Source organism: Desulfuromonas acetoxidans DSM 684 (assembly GCF_000167355.1).
Taxonomy (GTDB): domain Bacteria; phylum Desulfobacterota; class Desulfuromonadia; order Desulfuromonadales; family Desulfuromonadaceae; genus Desulfuromonas; species Desulfuromonas acetoxidans.
This window is the reverse complement of sequence record NZ_AAEW02000002.1, coordinates 221298-245970: the sequence shown is the minus strand read 5'-3', so window position 1 is coordinate 245970 and position 24673 is coordinate 221298. Positions and strand designations below refer to the sequence as shown.

General features: G+C 52.1%; 22 protein-coding genes. 18 read left to right on the top strand and 4 right to left on the bottom strand.

Annotation, left to right across the window (positions count from 1 at the left end):
- Window positions 1-2: 2 nt before the first annotated feature.
- A complete protein-coding gene (locus DACE_RS02440) occupies window positions 3-692 on the bottom strand; it encodes a response regulator transcription factor (RefSeq protein WP_005998042.1) in 690 nt (229 codons plus the stop codon).
- Between the two features lie 241 nt (window positions 693-933).
- Here DACE_RS02440 and DACE_RS02435 point away from each other — a divergent pair, with 241 nt between their 5' ends.
- The 3 genes from DACE_RS02435 to DACE_RS02425 all read left to right on the top strand — a co-directional run bounded on the left by DACE_RS02435 (window position 934) and on the right by DACE_RS02425 (window position 4030).
- The gene (locus DACE_RS02435; protein WP_005998041.1) at window positions 934-2418 is read left to right on the top strand and encodes a substrate-binding periplasmic protein; all 1485 of its coding nucleotides are present in this window, start codon (window positions 934-936) and stop codon (window positions 2416-2418) included.
- Between the two features lie 38 nt (window positions 2419-2456).
- On the top strand, window positions 2457-3134 hold the full coding sequence (locus DACE_RS02430) for an outer membrane protein (RefSeq protein ID WP_005998040.1): 678 nt from the start codon (window positions 2457-2459) through the stop codon (window positions 3132-3134).
- 104 nt (window positions 3135-3238) lie between these two features.
- Complete coding sequence (locus tag DACE_RS02425) at window positions 3239-4030, top strand: hypothetical protein (protein ID WP_005998039.1); 792 nt, start codon at window positions 3239-3241, stop codon at window positions 4028-4030.
- Window positions 4031-4245: 215 nt separating this feature from the next.
- On the opposite strand, the gene DACE_RS16960 is transcribed toward DACE_RS02425, so the two are convergent.
- Window positions 4246-6495 carry a methyl-accepting chemotaxis protein gene (locus tag DACE_RS16960; RefSeq protein ID WP_005998038.1) on the bottom strand — a complete coding sequence of 750 codons (2250 nt, stop codon included), beginning with the start codon at window positions 6493-6495 and terminating at the stop codon, window positions 4246-4248.
- A gap of 365 nt (window positions 6496-6860) precedes the next feature.
- Here DACE_RS16960 and DACE_RS02415 point away from each other — a divergent pair, with 365 nt between their 5' ends.
- The 11 genes from DACE_RS02415 (at window position 6861) to DACE_RS02365 (ending at window position 17936) form a co-directional block, all read left to right on the top strand.
- Complete coding sequence (locus DACE_RS02415; protein WP_005998036.1) at window positions 6861-7715, top strand: GGDEF domain-containing protein; 855 nt, start codon at window positions 6861-6863, stop codon at window positions 7713-7715.
- Between the two features lie 25 nt (window positions 7716-7740).
- Window positions 7741-9591 (top strand): EAL domain-containing protein, encoded by a 1851-nt coding sequence (locus DACE_RS02410; protein ID WP_005998035.1) that lies wholly within the window; start codon window positions 7741-7743, stop codon window positions 9589-9591.
- Window positions 9592-9913: 322 nt separating this feature from the next.
- Window positions 9914-10522 carry a Spy/CpxP family protein refolding chaperone gene (locus DACE_RS02405; RefSeq protein ID WP_155808966.1) on the top strand — a complete coding sequence of 203 codons (609 nt, stop codon included), beginning with the start codon at window positions 9914-9916 and terminating at the stop codon, window positions 10520-10522.
- 305 nt (window positions 10523-10827) lie between these two features.
- Window positions 10828-11529: a response regulator transcription factor gene (locus tag DACE_RS02400; RefSeq protein WP_005998033.1), complete on the top strand. Its 702-nt coding sequence runs from the start codon at window positions 10828-10830 to the stop codon at window positions 11527-11529.
- Between the two features lie 548 nt (window positions 11530-12077).
- Complete coding sequence (locus DACE_RS02395) at window positions 12078-12740, top strand: flagellar hook assembly protein FlgD (protein ID WP_005998032.1); 663 nt, start codon at window positions 12078-12080, stop codon at window positions 12738-12740.
- Window positions 12740-13033, top strand: a complete 294-nt coding sequence (locus tag DACE_RS02390; RefSeq protein ID WP_005998031.1) for a TIGR02530 family flagellar biosynthesis protein — start codon at window positions 12740-12742, stop codon at window positions 13031-13033. Before DACE_RS02395 ends, DACE_RS02390 begins: the two co-directional genes overlap by 1 nt.
- Before the next feature lie 44 nt (window positions 13034-13077).
- Entirely contained in the window at window positions 13078-14355 is a 1278-nt protein-coding gene (locus DACE_RS02385; RefSeq protein WP_005998030.1) for a flagellar hook protein FlgE, read from the top strand.
- 20 nt (window positions 14356-14375) lie between these two features.
- Window positions 14376-14726, top strand: coding sequence for a flagellar protein FlgN (locus tag DACE_RS02380; RefSeq protein WP_005998029.1), 351 nt, complete (start codon window positions 14376-14378; stop codon window positions 14724-14726).
- A 2-nt stretch (window positions 14727-14728) separates the two neighbouring features.
- Complete coding sequence (flgK, locus tag DACE_RS02375; RefSeq protein ID WP_005998028.1) at window positions 14729-16126, top strand: flagellar hook-associated protein FlgK; 1398 nt, start codon at window positions 14729-14731, stop codon at window positions 16124-16126.
- 2 nt (window positions 16127-16128) lie between these two features.
- Window positions 16129-17013 carry a flagellar hook-associated protein FlgL gene (gene flgL / locus DACE_RS02370; RefSeq protein ID WP_005998027.1) on the top strand — a complete coding sequence of 295 codons (885 nt, stop codon included), beginning with the start codon at window positions 16129-16131 and terminating at the stop codon, window positions 17011-17013.
- Window positions 17014-17459: 446 nt separating this feature from the next.
- Window positions 17460-17936, top strand: a complete 477-nt coding sequence (locus tag DACE_RS02365; RefSeq protein WP_005998026.1) for a hypothetical protein — start codon at window positions 17460-17462, stop codon at window positions 17934-17936.
- A gap of 188 nt (window positions 17937-18124) precedes the next feature.
- On the opposite strand, the gene lpdA is transcribed toward DACE_RS02365, so the two are convergent.
- Window positions 18125-19489, bottom strand: a complete 1365-nt coding sequence (gene lpdA / locus DACE_RS02360; RefSeq protein ID WP_005998024.1) for a dihydrolipoyl dehydrogenase — start codon at window positions 19487-19489, stop codon at window positions 18125-18127.
- 169 nt (window positions 19490-19658) lie between these two features.
- On the opposite strand from lpdA, the gene DACE_RS02355 reads away from it, so the two are divergent.
- A complete protein-coding gene (locus DACE_RS02355) occupies window positions 19659-20000 on the top strand; it encodes a winged helix-turn-helix transcriptional regulator (protein WP_005998022.1) in 342 nt (113 codons plus the stop codon).
- A gap of 88 nt (window positions 20001-20088) precedes the next feature.
- Here DACE_RS02355 and DACE_RS02350 read toward each other — a convergent pair whose 3' ends face one another.
- The gene (locus tag DACE_RS02350) at window positions 20089-22173 is read right to left on the bottom strand and encodes a HAMP domain-containing methyl-accepting chemotaxis protein (protein WP_005998021.1); all 2085 of its coding nucleotides are present in this window, start codon (window positions 22171-22173) and stop codon (window positions 20089-20091) included.
- Window positions 22174-22647: 474 nt separating this feature from the next.
- Between DACE_RS02350 and DACE_RS02345 the strand changes: the two genes are divergently transcribed.
- The 3 genes from DACE_RS02345 to DACE_RS02335 are packed head-to-tail and all read left to right on the top strand — an operon-like array spanning window position 22648 to window position 24599.
- Entirely contained in the window at window positions 22648-22983 is a 336-nt protein-coding gene (locus DACE_RS02345; protein ID WP_005998020.1) for an ArsR/SmtB family transcription factor, read from the top strand.
- Between the two features lie 35 nt (window positions 22984-23018).
- Window positions 23019-24335: a permease gene (locus DACE_RS02340; protein ID WP_005998019.1), complete on the top strand. Its 1317-nt coding sequence runs from the start codon at window positions 23019-23021 to the stop codon at window positions 24333-24335.
- 27 nt (window positions 24336-24362) lie between these two features.
- A complete protein-coding gene (locus DACE_RS02335; RefSeq protein ID WP_005998018.1) occupies window positions 24363-24599 on the top strand; it encodes a thioredoxin family protein in 237 nt (78 codons plus the stop codon).
- Window positions 24600-24673: the final 74 nt, after the last annotated feature.

Sequence of the window (24673 nt, the reverse complement as noted above, 5' to 3'; positions counted from 1 at the left end):
GCTTAGTCCTGCTCGGCCAACATGTAGCCGATCTCTCTGACGTTAACGATCCGGTTGGCGGGAATTTTTTTCTTCAGCCGATAGACCAGGTTCTTCAGCGACGTCTCGCTGCATTCCATGTTGAAGATCAGATCTTCCAGCCGTTCCTTGGTCACCAGCTTGTTGCGGTTGGTGATCAGCAGATCAAGCAGTTGCTTTTCCCGCATCGGCAGCGTCGTTTCCTGGCCGTCTGTGGTTATCAGGGTGCCGGAGCGTTTGTTGTAGCTGACGTCATCACCGAGGGGGTAGGTCAGTCCGCCCCGTTTTTCCAGATAATCGACACTTTTAATCAGCGCCGCCTTGAGTTGGTCGAAGGTCAGCGGCTTGATCAGGTAATCAATTAGCAGTAGCGGAATGGCTTGATGCAGTTGCTCACTGTCGTTGAACGAGCTGATAATGAAGATCGGCGTGATCTCATCGCTGCTTCTGATCTCCCGCGCAACCACCAGGCCGCTTTTCCCCGGCATCTTGATATCAAGGATCACAATGTCGGCCACCCCGCTGTGAAACTGCTGCAGCGCTGCAGCGCCATCTTCGACGGCAATCACCCGCTGGACAAATATTTCCAACGCCTGTGCCGTGCTGTCGCGGACGATTTTGTCGTCTTCGGCCAGCAGCACCGTCATCTGTTGCAGATAGTCCCGTTGTTCCATTGTTTTCCTTGCTTCAGGGGCGGTTGTCCCGACAGTTTTTGCACGTTTTTTTTAAAAAGAAGGCGTGTGCGACTTTTGTGCGACTTCTGTGTAGTAGAGTGGATCATTGACAGAATGAACTAACTAACGGTTGGATGCAACGTATACTTTTCAGGCAGTTAGCCGTCAATTCAGGGTGCGAAGGTTTTTTTCTTCTGATCACAGGCTTATTCCAATCCTCAATTTTACCAGGGAGAATTTCATGAAGACTTCTGTAAGGATGAAATTTTTTGTGTCACTGCTGTTGTTGCTGAGTGCATTTTTATGGGGCTGTAGTGACAGCTCGCACCACACATCAACACCGATAACTATTTCCGTGGTCGAGATGAGTCCCAACAGTTTTACCCAGAACGGTGAGATTGTCGGCATTGATGTCGATACGGCAACGGCGGCTATGGATGAGGCGGGGGTTGACTATGTTGTAGAGATGGAACAAAGCTCGACCGTTGCCTATGACAACACCCTCAATGGCTCAAACCGTGCCCTGTTGGGAATCGGCTACTCGGCTGAACGCCAGGACCTTTTCAAGTGGGTCGGACCGACCAGTTCATCCGGTTATTATGTGTTTGCCAAAAAAGACAGCGGATTGGGCTCAACCCTTGGTCTGGACGGCACCAAAGCGCTGGACTCCATTGCCGTTGTGACAGGATGGCTGGAGACAACGTCGCTGGAGGATCTTGGCTTTGACAATCTGGTCTATTACGCCACCTATGATGAAGCGGTTGGCGCATTGCTTGATGGTGATGTGCAGGCCCTGGCCAGTGACGGCAAGCAGTTGGCCTACAAAGTTCAGGGCCAGTTTTCCTTCAGCGATGATTTTGATGTGTGCTTTGGCTACAAGTCGGCATTTTATTACATCGCCTTTTCTAAAGATGTCAGTGATGAGGTGGTGGCGGCCGTGCAAGCCAGTTTGGATGACCTGATCAAAACAAACGAAACCCTGGCTATTCTGCAACGCTACTTTCCTGACGCCAATGAAACCATGCTGCCTGATGTTCTGCAGCTGTTCACTGAAGTCGCGCCGCCCTTTAATTATTACTCCGGGTCCATTGTCGATCCTGATATCCAGGGTTCATCCGTCGAGATTGTTGACGCCATTCAGTCCCGTAATGACTATGCTGCAAATGTCAAAATCACCGGCTGGATTGATGCCTACGCCACGGTGCAGTATCTGCCGAACAGCGCCCTGTTTACCACCGCCCGCACTGCGGAGCGCGAGGGACTGTTTCAGTGGGTCGGTCCCATCGCCACGTTGCGCGGCAGTTTTTACACGCTGCGTGATTCGGGTATCACCATCACAACTCTGGAAGAAGCAAAAGCGTTGGGTTCCGTCGCCACCCCCAGTAACTGGTACACCCATGATTATCTGCTCGCCAATGGCTTTGACAACATCGTCGCCACCTCTTTTTCCCCTCTGGACGCGTTCAATCAGTTGCTCAGCGGCGAAGTCGATGCCTTGTTTATGTACGATGAGGGGATCAATTGGCTGTGTGATACGACCTCAACCCCGACTGAAGATATCGTCAAGCAATTTGAGGAAACCTACGATGAAGGCTATGTTGCGTTCAGCCTGACCACGCCGACCTCCACCGTTGAGCAATGGCAACAGAATCTCGATGCCATGAAACAGGATGGCACGTTTGAAGGGATCTGGCAGAGCTGGTTTGACGGAAGTGAACTGCCCTAGGGGATTGATAATTGCAGTGTAGTCGACAGGAGATGACGATGACGCATCGTGGATTTTTCAAGTTTGTGCTGATGATATTCTTTGCGATAACGCCGCTGACCGCAGTTGCCAGCGACTTTCAAGGCCCCTTTGTCGAGGCCGGTATCAGTGGCTCAAAAACAAAAACGGATGTTGATTTTCCCAACTGGTTTCAGGCTGATATCGATGATGATAGCGTCAATGGCAAAGTGGCGATCGGCTACGATCAACGTTTCGACCGCTATGTCCTTGGGGCAAAGCTGTATTACACCCTCGGTGACCAAGAGTCCGGCAGCACAACCCAGCGCTTTCGGGATACCGAAGAGGTCAGTACGCTTTCGTTTGAATTGGACAACAGCTGGGGGATTGAGTTGCAGCCGGGCATTGTTTTCAGTGAAGCAACTTTTGCATATCTGAGCTTTGGCTATGCTCGCACGACCGGCGAGTGGACCCTGGATCGTCCTTACTATCAAGACCGATATTCCGGTCACGTCGATTTTAACGGCTACAGCTTAGGGGCCGGAATCAAACAGAAACTTTTCCAGAATGTCACGTCGCATCTGTATGGTTTTGCCGAGGTTCAGAAAATCTGGTACCAGCAGGAGTCGACATCGGCGATAATCGCCGGGAGCTCTTTTGTCGATGACTACGACCCTGAAATATTAACGATCACAATTGGCATTGGCTGGCAGTTTTGACGGAGCGTGTGTCGGTGAAACAATGGTTGCTAAATAGATTGTTTATGTAATATCTTGAAATAAATGTACTTTTTTAAATTAACTGGAAAGAAAGGACTGCCATTATGAAATTGAAATCGATCCTCTGTACTGCTGCTGTCGGCCTGCTGTTTGTCACCTCAGTGGGGCACGCCATGGATGTCGGTATCCTGGCCCCGAGTGATAAACAGATGCGCGCCGAGGTGTATTACGAAGAGTATGAGCGGGATATCCAACAGGGATATAGCTTTGGCAGCGGCAGCTTTGCGTTCCCGCAGGAGGAAAACCGCCTGGTGGCGCGCGTGACCTTTAATCCGCAACCGTTCTGGGGGGTGAGTCTTGAGGTCGGTGGCACGGATTCGGATGGTTCCGAAGATATTGCCCCCATGTTTGGCCTCGGCGCGCACATGGTGCTTTTTGAGCAAGGCGGTTTCTATACCAGTGCGTTTGGTCGAATGACGTGGACAACCGGGATTGAGTATAAGGAGCATTATGTCGTGACCAATGGGGCGAGCTACCTTGATGAGACGTGGCAGCGCGATGAAGCATACCTTGAGTATGGTTTTGGTGTGCAGCTCGGTTATGAGTGGCAGCCGTGCTCCAGCGCTCGTATTACCGGCTATGCCGGAGCCATGGCCAGTTTTCTCGATGATACCAAATCCGAAGAACGTCTCTCGGGCAGTTATTTTATCGAAGGGATGGATGCGGCGGTGAGCTTTAACGAAAAAGACTCCAGCGTTGATATGGAAGAAGATCATGTGGCGCAGGTCTTTGCCGGTGTTGAGGTGGCTCTGCTGCCGTTGGATGGCGGTATTCGTGTCGAAGGACGCTTTTACGACCGTACCAGTCTGAGTGCGTCGTTGTTCTTCAACTTTTAATCGGTTTTTTGTTTTTTCTGCTGTTTATGGCTGAAACCGGAGTGCATGGCGGGACATTCTCCCGCCATGTTTTAAGTGGGCCTCTGGTCATTCAGTGAGACGTTAAACGTGAGTCTGACACAGACGCGCTATCGCTGTTGTTTCTCCTCTACTCATTGTGTTCGGTTCAAAATCCCTCTTTACCTCAATTGCTTATTCTTTTGATTGAGCTCCCCCTAGCACGATCTTTTTTTCAACCCCTCCAGCGACTTTGGTTTTGTTGTCCTGATTGCCGGCATGTGGGAACTCCTCTGCGTTTTCGGTCCCGGAAGTTCTGCGGGAGCAGCATAGAGGGAGAACTGTTCTAGCCTCTGGTGCATCCGCTCAGCCTGTTCGGACAGTTGCGCCGAGGCACTGGCGCTCTGTTCGGCCAGGCTGGTGTTTTGCTGGGCAACAGTATCGATTTTGGCCAGTCCGGCGGTGATGTGCTCAATGTCTTGGGCCTGTTCTGTCGAGGCGGCGGCAATTTTTCGGATCAGTTCGGAAACCTCGGCGGTTTCGGTGACGATCTCTGATAGGGCATCGGCGGTCTGATGGGCGATCGTGACGCCGCGCTCGGCTTTTTGTGTGGAGCCCTGGATGAGTAACGTGGTTTCGGAGGCCGCCTTGGCACTGCGTGCCGCCAGATTGCGCACCTCCTCGGCGACAACGGCAAAGCCTTTGCCGTGCTGACCGGCACGCGCCGCTTCAACGGCGGCGTTGAGGGCCAGCAAGTTGGTCTGAAAGGCGATCTCATCGATCACTTTAATGATCTTGGAGACGTTGACACCGGATTGGTTGATCTCTTCAATGGCAATAAGCATCTGCTCTATGTGTTCATTGCCTTGCTCCGCCGAGTTGCGGGTGCGTTCTGACAAACCGCGTGCCTGTTGGGCATTGTCGGCATTGCGGCGGGTCTGTTGGCTGATGCTCGACATGGAGCGCGTGATCTCTTCCACCGAGCTGGCCTGAGAGGTGGCTCCCAGCGAAAGCTGCTGGCTTGAATCGGCAATCTGCCTTGAGCCGGTCTGGATATGCTCACCCATGCTGCGAATTTCGAGGAGCAATTCGTTCAGGGCGCGATTGACGTTGTTGAGAGGATCCTGGATCAGCCCTTTGGTTTCAAATGTAAAGTTGCCGTCGGCGAGCTGATTGAAGGCGGTCATGATCTCTTGTTCAAGGTGATCGGCAAAGGCATTAAGGCTGGCAGCCATTTCACCGATTTCATCCTGACGGGAAAAGTCGAGTCGTTTGCTCAACCGTCCCGCTTCGAGTTCTTTGATCATCGACATGGTATCGCGCAGCGGTGAAACAATGGAGCGGGTGATCCACCATGCCGCCAGAGTGCCGATAAAGAGGATGACCAGCGAGGTCAGAATGATGCGCTGCTTGGTGTTGCTGATCTGGGTGGTTACCTGATGGCGTGCGTTCAGAACATTCTGACTGCTGGCGCTGTCCATCTGACTGACCTGGTTCATGGCTTTTTGAAGAATCTGACGCAGTTGGTTGACGGTTTGCGACAGGTGGGCGGTGCTTGGTTTCAGTTTGTTGTTGAGCAGGGCGATGGCATCGTCCTGCTGATAAAGGATCCGGTTTTCCATCTGCAGGGCAAAGTCAAGGTCGACAGCCATGGATTTAATCCGCGATGGGAATTCATCGCGGTACATGGTGCGCACTTTTTCCCATTTGCCATCCATGATCAACGAGTCCAAAGCAAAACTGGATTGACGTAATTGCTCATTTTCATCGCTGGCATTTTGCACGGCCTGTTTGAGCGGAGGGAATTGTTCGGCATAGCGTTGGTAGATTGTGCCGTTACGAAACTCTTCGAGTGGCGTGTCTTCGAGTTCTTCAAAAAGCAGTTCGCCGATGGAACTTTGTACGAAAATCATGTTGGTGATTTTAAGCGCCCAGTAAATCTGGGTGCGTTTCAGTTTGTTCAGCTCCTGCGTGAGACCTTCATGGCGGGGCTGCCAGGTTTCGCTGATCTTTTGTGCGTTGGTTTCGATCTGCGTCTGAAGTTGTTCCAGGGTGTTGATGAGGTCCGTTGTCTGGGGGAATTGTTTGGTCAGCTCGACACGTTCCCGGCTGGATAACCAGAGTTTAAGGGGGTCTTGTTGGTCGCCGAACAAGTGTACTTCATCTTTGTTGCGCAGGAAGGATTCTTCCATACTCAACAGGCTGTTTTTGACATCAGATTCACACCGTTCCAGTTGGTTGAGCCAGTGGTTGATCTGGCCGGTCTGTTGTTGGATGCTGGTTGCTGAATCCAGGGCGTTGTTAACGTGTGCGTTGGCTTGCTCAATATCGCTGATGGAGTAGATCGTGGCACTGCTCATGATGACAACCAGCAGTAAGACGGCCGCAAAGCCGGCAGTCAGTCGCCAGCCGATAGCCAGTCTGGACAAAGAGCGGAAAAGCAGTTTGAAGCCCGATAGTATGGCCATGTTGAGATCCTTTGCCGTGTTTTAATGTTTGCGTTTTTTTGCATAAGAATGGTTTAGACGCTTCCGTAATACCGCCGCAATGTTAGGAAGGGATTTAGGGGAGGTCAGGATCGGATGGTGGGATAGTGAGTTTAATTTAATCGCAGTCGTTTTTTAATTGGCAGATGGCTTGCATGATTAATTTATCTGTTAGACAGGCTGAGACGGCTTCCTGTCTAACATGCTGAAATCAGATGTTATTACTGCAATCTGTTGTGACCTTTAAACACTGCTTTTTATTAAAAAACCGCGAATCCAATAAAGCTCTCGCCATATCACGTGGTGATTAGGCAGAATTGGTTTTTTGTGACGGGATGCACGTTTTTATGGCGGAGTTGGCAAATTTTCTGGTGATTGGTGGCGCATTGGTGCTGCTGTTGGCGTTGTTTCCTGTTAATCAGTTGCGCAGACGTCTTCCCTATAGCTCATGTCGTATTGCGTGGATGTTCCTTTCTGTTTTGGTGTGCCTGTTTTTTTCGGGGTATGCCCTTTATGCCCTGCTGTTTTGGAACGAGGCACAGCAATGGCATGATCTTGTCGTGCCGGTGATCTTCTTTTTCGGGGCTATTTTTGTCCTGACTGTCTGTCTGCTTTCCGCGCGCACCGCCGATGATGTCACCCGGCTGTGTCATTTGGAATACGAAAACATTCTTGACCCGCTGCTGGGAATTTACAATCGCCGCCATATGGATCGGTGTCTGCGCAGCGAGGCCGATAAAACCCGCCGTTATGCTCTTGATCTGTCGGTGCTTTTGATCGACGTCGATTTCTTTAAAAAGGTTAACGATACCTATGGCCATCTGGTTGGCGACCGGGTCTTGCTGGCCCTGGCGCAGATGATCAAAGGTAGCGTGCGCGATTTTGATATGGTCTTTCGCTATGGCGGTGAGGAGATCATGGTGTTGCTGCCCTATACCAATTCGAGTGGTGCACAAACTCTGGGAAGCCGCTTGTGTCAGTGGGTGAGTGAACGCAGTCTTCTCGAGGAGGTGCATCAGGGCCAGCCGGTGAATGTTCAAGTGACCATCAGTATCGGTGTGAGCACATTTGATCCTGCGGTGGAAGATGAGGGTGAGATGGTGGCACGGGCTGACATGGCCTTGTACCGTGCAAAAAAGAATGGACGTAATCGGGTTGAGGTTGCTGATTGTGCCCAAGGTGAGACGTTTAAAAACGAGTGATGCCGCCGAGGCAGGGTAAGCGACGATGATTAAACTGAAAATATTCGGTATGGGGCTGGTGGTGTTGAGTTTGGCGCTGATGGTGTTGAGCTATTACCATTACACCGAGAATACCCGTCAGATTCTTGCTCACGTGGACCAGCGCTTGCTGGATGGTGCCACGGCCCTGCGCTACTCCGTTGGCGATGCGTTGCACGATCGCTATCTGCACGCCAATGACCCCGGGCTAACTGAACAGAGTGCTCTCTTTTCCCATCGTTTAACCCATCTGAGTCGTGATCTGGGTCTGTGCAGCCTTGCCACGCTTGTTCGTCGCGACGGTACGGTCTACCTGACGTCATCAAGCTTGACCGACCATGAAGTGACGTCGGGAGAGTTTTCCAACTATTTCAAAGTTTACCCTCAATTAGCCAAGCCGGTTCTCGCTGCATTTGAAGACGGACAGCCTCATTATGTTGCTGCTGATCAGGCGGCAACTCATAGCCGCACCCTTGTGCTACCCTGCCAGACCTCGCAGGGCTTTACCTATCTTGCTGTTGCGAGTGTTGATGCCTTTGTGGTTGATCGGGCGCTGGCGGAATCGTTAAATCGTGCCCTTATTGAAGGGGTGGTGTTGTTGCTGGTGTGTGTGCCGGTGGCGCTGGTCTTTGTCTGGCCGCTGAGTCGTCGGTTGTTTACCGATGAATTAACCGGGCTTGGTAACCGTTTGTGTCTAAAGCGTGATCTGTTGCGTTGCCGCTTTCCCCAATTGACTCTCGTCAATATCGATGGATTCAAGGATATTAACAATTTTTATGGCGGCCAGATCGGCGATAAACTGCTGGTGCGGGTTGGGGATTACCTGAGTAAGTTGGTGCCGTCACAAACCCGTATCTATCGGATCTCCGGCGATGAGTACGCCCTGATGTGTGACACCTCGCCGCGTTGCGTCTCGGTGGAATACCTGATGGAGCGCATCAATGAACAGCGCTTTGTCATCGGCGACAGTGAATTTCGTCTGTCGTTGACGGCTGGAGTGGCTCAAGGACCGCATAAATTGCTGGAGCGGGCCGACCTGGCTCTCAAAGAAGCCAAGCGGATTTTCCGTCCTTATGTGCACTATTCGCCGGACCTGCACAGCAGTCAGTCGAGTCACGCCAACCTGTTGTGGACTTCGAAGATCAAGGAAGGGGTGGAAAACAACCGGTTTTGTGCCTATTTCCAACCGATCTATGACAACAATAGTCAGAAGATCAGTCACTATGAATCACTGATTCGTCTGGTGGAGCGTGACGGTACCATTGTCGGGCCGGATTTTTTCATGGAAGCTGCACGCAAATCACGGGTGTCCAGCTATCTGACCACGTTTATGATCGACCAGGCTCTGAACTGTATTGAAGAACACGATGTCGGTTGTACGGTCAATTTGTCGATTGATGATATTGTCGATCACGAAAGCCGCCAGACCATCATTGAACATATTCGCAAAAAGACCGCACGCGAACGGTTGATTTTTGAGATCATCGAATCTCAAGGGGTTGAGAATTATCAGGTGATCAAGTCGTTTATCGATCAGGTGCATATTTACGGCATCAAAGTCGCTGTCGATGATTTCGGCACCGGCTATTCCAATTTTGACCATATCTCCCAACTCGATGTTGACTTCCTTAAGATCGATGGCGGACTGATCGGCCAGCTCAACGACTCGGATCGTGCACAGACTATTATCGAAGCCATAGTCCACTTTGCCCGCGAGCTGGGGATTGCCACCATTGCCGAATATGTTGCCAGTGAAGAGTTGCAGCAGCGGGTGGTGGATTTGGGGATCGATTATTCCCAGGGCTATCTGTGGGGGCGGCCCCAGGCCCAGGTTCAAGAGAAAACCCTCCTTCCCTGACCGCCTGCTCGTGTACTGTCTGGTGTTCCGAAAGCGATTGCAACAGGCCCTGTTCTCTGAAGATGACAGGGCCTGTTTTTCGTTAAAGACGACAAAACTGACTGATTTTACGTCCGTGGGCGCTATCAACGTGGCGTTGCCTCATCGGGTGTTGAGATGGAAACACGTTTGCCGTGTTCGTGAGCAGATCCTGTCACGAAGACAATGTGTTAACAAAACTTTACACGATATACACAGCTCTTAACCTCTGGTTTACCTTGAAGCTGCTAGAGTTTTCACATCAACCACGACAGACCGGATGTCTGTCCAACCTAAGGAGTGAATGATGAAAACAAAATTGACCGTCATGTTATGTGCAGCAGTGATGCTGGTCGCCAGTCAGGCAGCGTGGGCGCAACCCGGGCCGTGGAACGGACCACAGGGATTTGCGGGAAAAGGGAGAGGACTGTGTGTGGGAACAGGTATGGGGAACGGCATGGGAATGGGAATGGGCCCAGGTATGGGCATGGGTAGGATGGCTTGTAATCAGGGGCAGATGTTCCCCCCGAATCTGTTGCCGATGATGACCGTCGCCCTTGAACTCAACGCAGCCCAGATTGAAAAAATTTCCAGTCTTGAGCAAGAGCTGCGTAACACTTTTCAGCAGCAATACGATCTGAGGTCTGAGCAACGGGCATTGATGATGCCTGCAGCCCAGACCGGGGCCTTTAGTGGCGAAGGGTTGCGTCAGGGGCTTGATGCCGTGATGAAGCAGAAAGTCGATCTGCTGGTCAAGCGGGCAGAGTTGCGGGATGAAATGGCGCAGGTGCTTACCGCCGAACAGCGTGAAAAATGCCAGTCGATCATGGCGAGTATCATGCCGCCGGGACCGCGCCGAGGCGGGTTCTATGACGACACCAGACCCCGTCGTGGTTTTGGCGGTCGCCGATAAAACCGTTTTGACGATGAGCCGAGCGCTGAGCTCGGATCATCGCTTTTTTCTTTAAATTGTTGCATTTTGTCAGCCTGCAGGAGAAGAAACAACACCCGGTTTACTTCTTTTGCAGGTTTGTTGTTGTTTGTGGCGATTGCTGATATTGATAGAAGTTAAAATCAGTGGTGATACAAAAAAACAACAAAGTGTGACAATCAACACGTCGAAGAGACTGACGCTGCGTGTGCCTCTGGTGCAGATGGACCGACACCCATGGATGGGTTGGAATAATAACCTTATGAAAGAATGAATGGGATGGTGTTATGGCTTTTTCGATGGAATCAGAACGGGTGGTGTTGGTATTGACGGATGACGCTCAAAATTGCGATGGAACGGTGACCTGCCTGAGTGAGGATGGATTTTCTCCTGCGGTGTACCACAATGCCGAAGAGATTCTCGGGGTGTGTGAGGAACTGGTCCCGGAGTTGGTTGTCATAGATGTTGCCGAATCCTCTCTGGATGTGGCGAGCAGTTGCCGTTTTTTACGTGAACAGTATACAGGGCCCTTGGTCGTCCTGGCCGAACATGCCGATGAGATGTTTCAGGTTCTCGGTCTGGAGATGGGCGCGGATGATTTTGTTGTCAAACCGATCAGTGCCACATTGTTGCGTGCCCGAATTCGTGCCGTCTTGCGTCGGCGTCAACTGGCGGAAACCGGTGAAGACGCCACCATCACCTTGGGCAGTCTGGAGGTGGATTCAGGCCGTCGTGAAGTGTCGTGTGGTGGGAAAAGTGTTGATTTAACCTCCAAAGAATTTGACCTGTTGTGGTATCTGGCGCGCCATGCTCGCACGGTTCTGAGTCGTGACCAGATTTATGAAGCTCTGTTCGGCCTTGAATATAACGGTGTGGATCGTTCCGTGGATATCTATATCTCCCGTTTGCGCAATAAGCTCGGTGAAGATCCTTCACGACCACAATTGCTGAAAACCGTTCGCGGGGTTGGTTACCTGCTCGGTGGTTAACCCCCCTCGGTTCTCTCCATAATCCCTTTGGCGGTGTATCCGTCGGAGTGGAGTCCTTTGTGATTTTAAAAGCGCTGTCTTTGGACGGCGCTTTTTTTGTTTGCTGTGTAGCCTTGTGTATTTTGCATCTACAAAACAGCGGATAAACCCATCCTTAAGCGGTAAAAACTCAAACAAAACAGCTATATAAAGCGCTCGGCAATCTTTCGAAGAGAAGAGGGCAGCACGGTCGTGTGTCACGGCAACTGTCTTGAGCGAAGAGAGATCACTGTCAGCCAGATCGGTCATTGTTGTGTTAGTGCGCGGCATATCAGACGGATGGTCGCGAAATTGGCTTCGTGAAAACTATTTTGCCTGATCACGCCTTGGAGTGTGGCATCGGGAGCCCAGGGAGGGGCGACTAGAGCTGTGCCTGAAGCCTGCGCGCAGTTTTGACCGTAAGTGCCTTGAGTGTAAGACGCTTGCTTCGGTTGGACAACCTGGGATGGGTTGGACAACCACAGCTTATCCCTTTGGCGCGGGGAGATTTCCCCGCAGGAGAGTGAACGATGTCTGTAACGTCGACAACAGAAACCAGTCAATCCAGCAGCCCCACCTATGCTACCGCGTCCAGTAAAGCCCTCGGCGAAGCAGATTTTCTCGAGTTGCTGGTGGCGCAACTGGAGAACCAGGACCCATTGGAACCGCAAAGCAACACTGAGTTTATTGCTCAGTTAGCGACCTTCAGTTCTCTTGAACAGCAAACCATGACCAACAACAAACTCGATTCCGTGATCTCCGCGACAGCCGATATGCAGCAGTTGGCGGGTATCGACATGCTCGGCAAAACCGTGGTTGCGCAAAGCGACAATTTTTATCTCAACGGTGACCAGGTGGAGATCGGTATGTATCTGCCGGAAGACGCCACCTCAGTCACTGTCAATATCCTTGATGAAGACGAAAGCGTCGTCGCCACCATCGACAGTTCGGATCTCAGTGCCGGAGACAATTTTCTCGACTGGGACGGCACCGACATGGACGGCAATCCTCTTCCTGAAGGGGAATACAGCTTGTCGGTTGAAGCCTATAACTCAGACGGCGAGATCGACAATGTGTTGCCGCTGATCAAAACCACGGTTGATGAAGTGGCCATGACCGGCTCCGGCAGCGTCTTGAGTACCGATGCCGGTGAAATCCTGCTGTCTTCCATCTATTCGGTTGCGAACAACTGATGGCAACGCCGGCAGTAAGACACGCGGCCAAGGATGTCGGCACGATCCGTTTTTCCGCGCATTCCCGCCAACGGATGCTCAAACGGGGGGTGCAGTTTAGCGCGGGGCAACTCGCACGGATTGAAGAGGCACTCATCACCCTGCAACACAAAGGCAGTCGCACCTCCGTGGTGATGGTGGATGGCGCGGCTCTGGTGGTCAGTGTGCCTCAGGCGACAGTGGTCACCGTTGTGGATCAGGCCGGATTGCGTGACCAGGTGTTTACCAATATCGACAGTGCGGTTTTTGCCTAACTTATTTTAACACCGTGCCGTCACACGGCACCGGGGAGGACGTCATGGGACTTACCAGTACCTTATATAGCGGGATCAGTGGATTGCAGACCAATGCCGAGGCTATGAGTGTCACCGGCAACAATATCTCCAACAGCAACACCATTGGCTACAAGTCAAGCTCAACAGTATTTTCCGACATGCTTTCAGCAACGATCTCTACCACCGGTACCAGTGTCAATCAGGTTGGTCGTGGTTCCGAATTGACGACGGTGCGCAGCAATTTCAGTCAGGGATCGTTTCAGAGTACCTCCAGCGATACGGATCTGGCCGTTGAAGGCGCGGGTTTTTTCATGCTTAGCGCTGCAGGGACTGATGAAGTCGTGTATACCCGCAACGGTGCATTTCACTTTGATCCGGGTGGTTATCTGGTCAATGCCGACGGCTATCGGGTTCAAGGCCAACTGTTTGATGCGGACGGCACTCCGGGAGGGGGCGACCCGGTGGATATTAAGGTCGATCTGACCAGCCAGGTCCCAGCCCTGCAGACGTCCAATATTGTGCTTACGACCAACCTCAACTCTGGTACCGAGGAGATCCCGGGCGGTTTTGATCTCAGCGACCCTTCGGAAAGCTCCAACTATTCCACGTCGACACCGATCTATGATGCCCTGGGTGAGACGCATCTGGCCACCACCTATTTTACCAAAACCGGCGACCAGACCTGGGAATGGAACACCGTAGTCGACAGTGCTGATCTCGATCCGTCCGTGGCCAGCAGTGAAGAGTCGACGGTGATCGGTACCGGCACGTTAACCTTTGATGATGACGGTCAACTGATTGGTACCAGCGGCTTTGATCTCGATGAAACCACGTTGATGTGGGCCAGTGGTGCCGATCCAACCCAGAGCATTGCCATTGAATTTGATACCACCCAATTTGGCCGTACATCAACGGTGTATTCCCAGGATCAAGATGGCTATGCGGCGGGTGAAGTTGTCGAAACTTCGATCAACAGTGACGGGGTGGTCAGTGTCAGCTATTCAAACGGCGAGACACGCGATATCGCGACCCTTACTCTGGCGACTTTCACCAATCCCGGCGGGCTGGTCAAAGAAGGGAACAGTCTCTATTCGGCCAGTCGTTATTCCGGTAATCCGCAGATCGGCACTCCCGGTGCGTCACAGGGGATTATTTATACCAACTCCCTGGAGCTGTCTAATGTTGACCTGTCGCAGGAATTTGTCGACATGATCACGATCCAGAATGGTTATTCGGCCAACTCGAAGGTGATTACCACGACGGACGAGATGCTGCAGGAAGTGATCAACCTGATTCGTTAATCGGATAAAAGGATAAGACCATGGGCTGTGAGCTGAATAATCGTCTGGAAGAGTTGAAAGCATTGTTGCAGCGCGAACGCGATTGCGCCATCCGTCTCGATATGGAGGAGCTGAGGCAACTGTTACAGGAGAAAATGTCGTTGCTGACACATATCAATAAGTTGCCCGTTGAAGACAATCCACAGCGCTTGAAACTGTTACAGCAGATCGCCCATGAGAATCGACGTAATGCGCGGTTGTTTGAGAGTGCCGGCACACGAGTGCAGCGCTGTCTCTCTTTTTATTTCAAGCCGCGTTATCCGCAATACGGCAGCGATGGTCACGTCAGCCCCAAAAACGGGTTGCGGCCTCTACTGTCAGGGAGGGTGTAGTTATGGCTGGACTGATTGGCGCATTAAATACCGGCAAGACCGGCCTGATGGTGAGTCAGAAAGGGATTGAAGTCACCGGGAACAACCTGACCAATGCCAGCACCGAAGGCTATTCACGTCAGGTCTTGAAGGTGTCGAGCTCTCCGGCTCTCGAACACAACGGCATTATTGTCGGTCACGGTGCCGTGGTCACGGCCATCGCCCGCCAGGAGTCGGTGTTTGTCACCAAGCAGCTGATTAACAAGTCGGGCGACTATGGCGAACAGGCTGCCATGGCCGAGCCGCTAGGAGAACTGGAACGAATCGCTGGGATCTCCGACGACAACCTGGTTGCGGATATCAATGCCTATTTTGAAGCGTGGCAGGCGTTGAGCAATGAGCCGTCCGGCACGGTTGAACGTCAGGAAGTGATCCAGATGGGGAAAAACATCGCCAAAACTTTTGCCTCCATGGATGCCGATCTCAATGAATTGACGGAAAACATCAATGTTTCCATTGCGGCGGAAGTGGACACCATCAACCAGATGGCCGACCAGATTGCCAGCCTCAATCTGCGCATCGTCTCAACCGAAGCCGGTGGCACCTCGGCCAACGGCTTGCGCGATGACCGCGACCAATTGTTGCAGGAGCTCTCCGAGCTGGTCGGCATCAATACCTATGAAGGTGGCAGCGGCATGGTTTCGGTGCAGCTCAGTTCCGGGTTGCCGCTGGTCGAAGGCGGCATTGCCAGCAGCATGAGTTCCAGTCGGGTTGATGGTTTGACCACTCTGAGCCTGGATATGGGCGCGACCACCGTTGAATTGGGACTGGATGATTTCGGCGGCGAAATCAAAGGCCTCATGTCGGTGCGCGATAACGAGATTCCGCAGGTCCGCGACAGCCTTGACCGTCTGGCCTACACCTTGGCCAACGAGGTTAATGCCGTCCACGAGGCCGGGGTGGATCTTGACGGCAATCCCGGAGTGAGTTTCTTCAGCTACAGCACCTCGACGGCGGCAGATGCCGAAGCCTGGACCGGTGCCGCGGCCACGTTGGCCGTGGCCATTACGCAAACCGATCAGGTCGCGGCAGGAGCAACTTCCTCCTCCGGAGACAACACCAATACTCTGGCGATGGTTGCCCTGCAGGATGCTGAAGTGGTTGACGGCAGCACCTTCAATGAGTTTTACAGCCAGATCGCCTCCAAGGTTGGACTGGCCGTTGACCAGAACACGTATGAGCTGGAGACGGCGCAAGATGCTCTGGTCCAGGTGCAGAACATGCGCGATAGCGCCGTTGGCGTGTCCACCGACGAAGAATTGTTGCTGTTGACCCAGTATCAGACCGGTTACAGGGCCGCCGCCCAATATATCAACGCGATTAACGAAATGCTCGACACGATGCTGACCATGGGAGCCTGATTATGATGCGTACGACGACAACCAGTGTTTATCGCAGCATGCAGCTGAATATCGCCAGAGCCGAAGACGAGCTGAACCGGCTCTATATGCACACCGAAAAAAGAGTTAACGTCGCCTCCGATGATCCGTCTGCGGTGCGTGCCATTGAAAACGCCCGTAGTCAGATGACCATGAGCGACCGCTATATTGAAAATATTGAGACGGTTCAGGACGGCATGGACATTGTTGACGGTTATCTCGACACCGTTGAAAATATTATGCAGCGTATTCAGGAGATCACCACCGCGGCAATTAACTCGTCCCTGTCCGATGCCGACGCGGTAACGTACGCGGATGAAGTGGCAACGTTAAAAGAGCAGCTTGTTGATGTCGCCAATACCCAGGTCAACGGCAAATACCTGTTTGCCGGGTTTACCGACGATACCCAGCCGTTTAGCGTCGATGCGGTCAGCGGTGATGTGAGCTATGACGGCACCACGGATATCAAGTATGTTGAAGTGGGGCCCGGAGAAACCGTGCAGAGCAATCTGACCGGCGATGTGCTGTTCACCGACCCGGTTGACGTTTTTGCCGTGTTTGACGATCTCGAAGCCAACCTGCGTGCCGGTGACGTGGCTGCCCTGCAGGTGTCGCTGGACGCGATTGAACCGGCCACCGACCAGATCCGTACCCAGCGCAGCCTGATGGGCAATGACAACGCCCGCCTGGAAGACAACAGGGCGATGCTTGAAGAGGTCAAGCTGCAGATGAAAACCACCTTGTCACGTTATGAAGATGCCGACATGATTGAAGTGTTCAGCGACATGACCCAGGCGGAGACAGCCCTGGAAGCGGCGCTGGCGGTCAGTTCCAGGCTCAACAGTCTGAGTTTACTCGATTATATGTAATGCCTGCGCCGTGCAGCACGAGCGACTTTTTCCGACACTTTTTACCCCACCTCGCCAAACCGGCAGGTGGTTGAAAAGCGGTCTGCAAGAGGGACGTCGCATGGTCTGCTTTCGCGGTTGAAGCTGGCGGCATAAAATTTTAAGACGGCGAAAAATACAGCGGATTTGTCCATATGCAAGAAGAAATCTGGTATGGTTTATCACGTGGAGCACAGCCTTTTGACCCTGTCAGGCTGATGAAAAACAGACTGTGGAGTCCATAGACCGGTGATCAAAATCAAGGACAGGTTTTCAGGTTCTTGATTTTTTGAGCAAGACGCAAATCGCCTTTTCGGCTTGCGTCGTTGGGAAATCCCCGGACGGGACTTTTTCAACATCCTGCCATAACACATCAATTTTGCGCCGTCCGGCCACAGGCCACAGGCCACAAGCATGCGGAGAAGACCATGAAAATCCAGACCATCGGCCGCCCCCAAGGGACGAATCAACACGTTCAGTCCGCAAAGAGTTCAAAAGACGCCTCCAGCTCAGAGTCTTTTGAGTCAATTCTGAGCTCTAAAACGGCAAAGTCTCCTGCCGATTCAAAGGGATTAAATGAGCAGCAACGACAGGTGGATTTTACAAACATGACACGCCAAGAGATGGTTGATTGGATGAATCGCCAAATCCGCAACGGTCGCATCTCGCTGGATGAGACCAGCTCCCTTTTGTCGATGACAATGAAAGTTTCGGTAGCGACAGGTCAGCCTGTTGATATGGCAACAGACCATGAGCACATCGATTTTATAGAAAGGGCCAGTCAGGGCATTGAATGGGCACGGTCGCACAGCGATCAGCAACTGGCCGAAAGGCTGCAAGCAGCCATAGAGCTTATGCAGCGATTCCAAGGTAAAACGACTGAAGAGCAAACGCAGGCAGGGTAAAGATCCGGGTCCGCGCGCTGTCGGCAAACTTCGCCGCAGTTGAAGCGATGGGGTGGCTGTGAAGACGCCTCTCCCTGGTGGGTCTGAAACATCAAGACATGACTCAATCGCCGGTGGATGCTGCGAAAAAATACGGGCGGACAGTGCTGGGGATGGGGAGACTGCCCGCCCATTTCATAGTGACATGCCTAGCCCTGATGGCGGGCCAGATCCCAAATTGATTCCGCGAGAGTCGGATGGGCATGCACCACCTCTTTGAGAACGCCGAGGCTGATATCCTGACTGATCGTCAGGGCCAGTTCGTGGATCAGCTCTGTGGCGTGCTCACCGATGATGGTCGCTCCGCAAATGGTGTTGCTGTCGTTATCTACCAACAGCTTGATATGGCCCTCCAGACGTTGATCGACCAGGGCCTTGGCACTTTCACCGAACGGTTGAAACAAAGCTCGATAGCTGTCTTCCGGCAATTCCCGTTCGGTCAGGCCAACGGCGGCCACTTGGGGGAAAGAGTATACGACGCGGGGGATGGTCGCAGTATTCAGTGTTTTGTTATTGCCGAGCAGGTTGGCGGCGACAATGTCACTTTCCAGCATTGCGGAATGGGCCAGCATCATGGTGTTGATAACGTCACCGGCTGCGTAGATATGGGGCTGGCTGGTTTGCAGTTGATCGTTGACGCAGATGGTCTCACCATCACAGTCAATCCCTGCGGCGGCCAGGTCTAACCAGTCGGTGTTTGGCTTTCTGCCGACTGCCACCAGCATTTGGTCGGCCACCAGTGGTTGGTCATTGCCTTGTAAAACCAATTCTACCTGAGTATCCGTTTTATTGACACGGACAATGGTTTTTCCTGTTAACACGCGAATATCGCGTTGTTCCAGACAGGTCTGCAGCGTCTCTCCTGTATCGCGGTCTTCGCGCGGCAGTAGATGTTCGGCGCTTTCAATCAAAGTCACGTCAGAACCGAAGGCCTGAAACATACTGGCAAATTCACAACCAATGGCACCGCCGCCGATGATCAGTAACCGTTCGGGCAGGCGGGTCTGTTGTAGCATTTGATTGCTGTTCAGGATCAGTGCACCATCGATTGGAATCTCGTCCAATTCTCTTGGGCGGGATCCGGTGGCGATAACGATCTTTTCAGCCTGAAGCTCGACGTGCCCGTCAGGGCCATCGACCGCAATCCGTGTGGGGGAAACAAACGAGCCATGACCGGGTTGAATGTGCAAGCCGCTCTGCAGGGCCATTTGCTGCAGCCGGTTGTTCAGTGTCTTAAGATGGTCGTTTTTGCGCATCACGGTGCAATGGAGGTCCAGCGGAGCCGCTGTTGCTTCGATGCCGTATTCTTCGGCCTGTTTGATGGTCTGGTACACCTCGGCGGTTTTCAGCATGGATTTTGTTGCCATGCACCCTTCATGGAGGCAGGTGCCGCCGAGTCGTTGGGGCCCTTGTTCGACCATGCACACCTTTTTACCGCTCATGGCCAGTTTTAATGCACTCATAACCCCTGCGGGGCCTCCTCCGAGGACGACAACATCCCAGACTTTCTCCATGCGCTAATCTCCGTGGTGTGAATTGAACAGCAAAAGACTCATTGCTGTGACGGGGTGTTTACTGGTAAAACAAAACGGGCGTTCTTACGATAAAAAACCTTCGAAAATCTGACAAGTAGGCACTTTTTGCTACCGACTTTCCTCATGGAAAGTAGAAAGATGAAACGATATGGCGATTGAGAATGTGGCGACGACATTGAGTGTCATGGGAGGAAAATGGAAGCCGCTTATTTTATGTCAGCTATTTAAGAAACCGCGCCGTTTTACCGAACTGCAAACCATTCCCGGTGTGACGCCAAAAGTACTGACGCAGCAACTTCGCGAGTTGGAGCAGGAGGGATTGGTCCGACGAATTATTGTCCAGGTGGTGCCGACCCATGTGGAATATCGGATGACCGACTACGGTGAAACCTTATGTCCCGTGTTGAGAGCCATGGGCCAATGGGGTGAAAAACATGAGCAGCGTCGCGCACAGCACAAAACGGATCACCCGATGGGGGAATCCGCCTGACGTTCAAGCGCTAGCGAAATCGCAGAGATAAAAAACGGCCTTACCGATGGGGAAAGGCCGTTTTTTTTGTCGCCTATGGTTGTGAGGATCAGGAGAGCTTGAGTCGTGCCGGGCTTCCCCACTCGCCGGAAGGCTCTGATGAATCATCCTGGTGGGACACTTGCGGTAACGACAGGTGTTTTTGCGTGACGTTTTTGAGTTTGAATTGTTTGAGCATCTCCTGCATCTGGCTTGCTTGTCCCGACAGCTCCTCTGAGGCGGCAGCACTCTGTTCGGCGCTGGCGGTATTTTGTTGAGTAACCTGATCAATCTGGCTGATGCCGATGTTGATCTGGTTAACCCCTTCAGCCTGTTCTTTGCTGGCGATGGTAATTTCAGAAATCAGATCTGAAACTTTACCGATTTCGCTGACAATCTCTGTCAACGCTTCAGCGGTTTGCTCGGCAATGGCACTGCCATTGGTGGTTTTGGCGACTGAACTTTCAATTAACTCAGCCGTTTCCTGAGCAGCTTTGGCGCTGCGTGCCGCCAGGTTGCGAACTTCTTCAGCGACGACGGCAAATCCTTTGCCGTGTTGACCTGCGCGGGCTGCTTCAACCGCGGCATTGAGAGCCAGAAGGTTGGTTTGAAAGGCAATTTCATCGATGGTTTTGATGATTTTGGAGATGTTCTGGCTCGAGTCGTTAATCTCCGTCATCGCGATGACCATGTTGCTCATCTGCTGGTTGCCTCTTTCGGCCGATCGTTTGGCACTGTCTGCCAAGGCGTTGGCCTGTCCGGAATGTTCGGCATTAGTTGCGGTTTGTGCCGCGAGTTCATTGAGCGACGAGGAAACCTCTTCCAGGGAACTGGCGGATTCCGTTGCCCCTTGTGACAGGGCCTGGCTGGCATCAGCAATTTCATTGGCTGCCGAGGAGATCTGACCGCTCGCTGTTTGAACCTGCCCCAAGCTGTCGTTGAGCCCTGCCACCATTTTTTGCAGCGCCAGACCGAGTTGGTCTTGCGGCGATGCCAGCGTGACATCAACATCGAGATTGCCCTCTGCAATCTGTTCGGCTGCCGTTGCGTTTTGCGCCAGGCTTTCAGCCATATCGTTCAGAGCTTGGGTCATCTGGCCGATTTCATCATGCTGTTCAATGGCCAGTCGTTCGCTGAAATCGCCACGGGCGATTTTTTTTGCCAGCCCGATGCCGGCAATGATCGGCTTTGTGAGGGTACGTACAAGTATCACGGTGGCGATGAATCCCACGACCACGGACAAAATCACCAACGTGACGATGAGTGTCACGGCATGTTGATTTTTATCTTGTAATTCTGGCCCCAGAGTGTCCTGCTCTTTTTTGATATCCAGTTTGACCTGTTCAATCATGTGGGCGATCTCCGGTCCGATCACATCGAGTTTTTCATGGATCAGGGTGTTGCGTGCGCCGATGATTGTGACTACCTCATCAAATGCCTGTTGGTAGGCTTTTTTATCTCGAATCACGTTGTCAAGCAGCTCACGGCGTTGAGGATTTTGTAGTTCTCGATCAAGCTCTTCCAGCATGGTGCTCATTTCGGAGAACTCTTTTTTCACGTGCTCAATCTCACTTTGATTATTGGTGTCCAGGAACTCTTCGGCGTAGAAGGTTGCCAACAGGAAGTTTCGCAACACCAGGGCTGCTCCATAGGCGGCGGTTATGTCATCGTCTCGTTTTGCCGAGGTGAGAATCGCTGTCAGGTCTTGTTCAATAGCCGGAGCCCGGCCAGCCATGACGTTATGGACCAGATTGTTGCGTTTGTGAATATAGTCAACCACGGCGTGAAACGCTTTGTTGTAGCTTTGCAGTTCATCATCGATCCGGTCGATGAGTTCGGCACGTTGCGGTACTTGGATCTCTTTTTGCGCGGAGGCCATGAACGTAGCGGTTTTTTGCCAGTATTTTTCGTAGTCTGAAAAATCTTCTTCGCTGGCCGTAATGATATAGTCCTTCACATTCATGCGAACCATCAGCAAGTTGGCTTGAACCCGTCCTGCCAGATTGGTATCGCGGGCCATGGCTCGATATTCCTGGAATCCCCGTGATGATGTGTCGAGGGTAGAATAGGAGATGCCGCCGACCATCATGAGTAGAATAAGAATGGCGCCAAAACCGGCTGAAAGTTTCTTAGCGAGACTGAGATTCTTAAGCATGATTTTTCCTTCCGAAGTGCACTCATTTGTTTTATGTTATAATTAAACATGCTCCCGTATCATTAAGCAGTCAAGTTAGAATTTTTTGTTGCTAAGGGGTTGTTTTTTCTTTGAAAATGACAATTTTCAAAGAGCCTGAAGTCGGTTTTTGTCGTCTGTTCGCTACGTGGTATTTGCTGCGCCTTGTGTTTGCCTGTCCTTTAAGAGTTTGAAAGCTGAAATATTTTGTAAAATCAGCATGATAGGATTTTTAGTGCGGTGCTTTTGAACGGCCGGGCTGGCTTTTTTCTCGCTTGATTGTTTTTACTACGCAAATCGTGATTTGTTTGTGTTTGCTGGATCCTCTTTCATGTTTTTTGTCGGCCGTATTTTTTATCGAAGCGCTGCAAATTTTGGCTGTGGTTTGAAGATTCTGCTTGACCTGTTTCACTGTTTGGCTAAAATGCCAAATAGCCAAACAGTGAAAGGGAAGACATGATGGATCAGATCAAAAAAGAGCGGTTTGACGCTCGTGCGCGGATTTTGAAAGCGTTGGCGCATCCGACCCGGTTGTTTATTGTTGATCAGCTTGAGCAGCAAGAGCGCAGTGTCAACGAGCTGACCGCCATGGTTGGAGCCGATGTATCCACGGTGTCCAAGCATCTGTCGCAACTCAAGCAGGTCGGTATTGTCCGTGATGAAAAACGGGGTAACCACGTCTTCTACCACTTGGCGGTTCCCTGTGTGATGAACTTTTTTGACTGTGTCGAAGCGGTGATTGAAGAGCAGCACCTGCGGCATATGCGATTGGTAAACGGTGACGGCGATTAAAGAGCGGGATTTTCCCGAAGGAGATAGAGCAAAGAATGCAGTGGAATCGTGAATGGAAATCTGTGGCCCTGATTCTTGGGGTCTTTTTGGTGTGCTACTACTTGCCTGTTGAGGTGATCAGTGCATCGTTGTGGCCGACAAACCCGCTATGGGAAGCGTTGTATTTGGTCCGCTGGTATGCCCAGGAGCATGTGTTGCTGTGCCTGATGCCCGCCTTTTTGATCGCCGGTGCTGTCGGTGTGTTTGTCAGCCAGGCGTCGGTGATGAAATATCTCGGACCCAAAGCCAACAAAATCCTGGCTTACGGGGTGGCTTCGGTGTCGGGTACCGTGCTGGCCGTATGTTCCTGCACCATTCTACCGCTTTTTGCCGGTATCTATCGCATGGGTGCAGGGCTGGGGCCAGCCAGTGCTTTTCTTTATTCCGGACCGGCAATCAATGTTCTTGCCATTGTTCTCACGGCATCGGTGTTGGGGCCGGAGATGGGCATTGCCCGCGCCGTGGGGGCGGTGGTTTTCAGTCTGGTGATCGGGTTGCTGATGCATTTTTTCTTTCGTCGCGAAGAGATGGAAAAGGTGGCTGCTGCCGCTGCAATGCCTGAACCGGAGGTCGCGCGGCCGTTATGGCAGGTGGGCGTGTATTTTGTCAGCATGGTGGGCATTCTGGTGTTTGCCAACTGGGGTAAGCCGCAGCAGATGGAAGGCCTGTGGGCGACCATCTGGATGGAGAAATGGTTGATCGTCGGTGGCTTTGGCCTGTTGCTCGGTCAATGCCTGGTCTGGTGGTTCCGGGTCAAAGGGAGCGCCATCATGGGTGTTGGTATCCCGGTGGTCTTTCTGGCGATTCTGTTTCCGGAGCAACCTGTGATCGCTTTTGTTGCCGGACTGTTTGGCTTAAGTCTGATTCTCAATACTCGCACCGACAATGAGGAATTGCAGGAATGGTTTGATACTTCATGGGATTTTGCCAAGAAAATTTTACCCCTGTTGTTTTACGGAGTGCTGATTGCCGGTGCTCTGCTTGGTCGGCCCGACCATGAGGGATTGATTCCATCGCACTGGATTGCCTCGCTGGTCGGGGGCAATGGTCTTATGGCCAATGTCATGGCCTCGGTGTTGGGGGCGTTTATGTATTTTGCCACTTTGACTGAGGTGCCGATCCTTCAAGGACTGATCGGTGCCGGGATGGGTAAAGGTCCGGCGCTGGCTTTGTTGTTGGCTGGTCCGGCGCTGTCGCTGCCCAATATGCTGGTGATTCGCAGTGTTATGGGCACCAAGAAAACCGTGGTGTTTGTCTGTCTGGTTATTGTCATGGCGACACTGAGTGGTCTGTTTTACGGGGCCATGGTTTAAACCAATATGATGTGAAGGAGAAGATGTATGGTAACGATCCAAATTTTGGGAACAGGCTGTCAGAAATGTACTGAGCTGGCAAACAATGCCGAACAGGCTGCAACAAAATTGGGACTGGAGTACAGCTTAGAGAAAATCACCGATCTGAATCAGATTGTGACATTCGGTTGCATGACGACGCCGGGATTGGTGATTAATGGTCAATTGGTCAGCCAGGGGAAATTACTCAAAGCGGAACAGGTCCAATCGTTGTTAAAAAAATAAATTCAGCAACATAGAACACTATCAAAGGCCACTGCTCTTGCAGTGGCCTTTTTGCGTGGCTTTGCAGCTCTGGA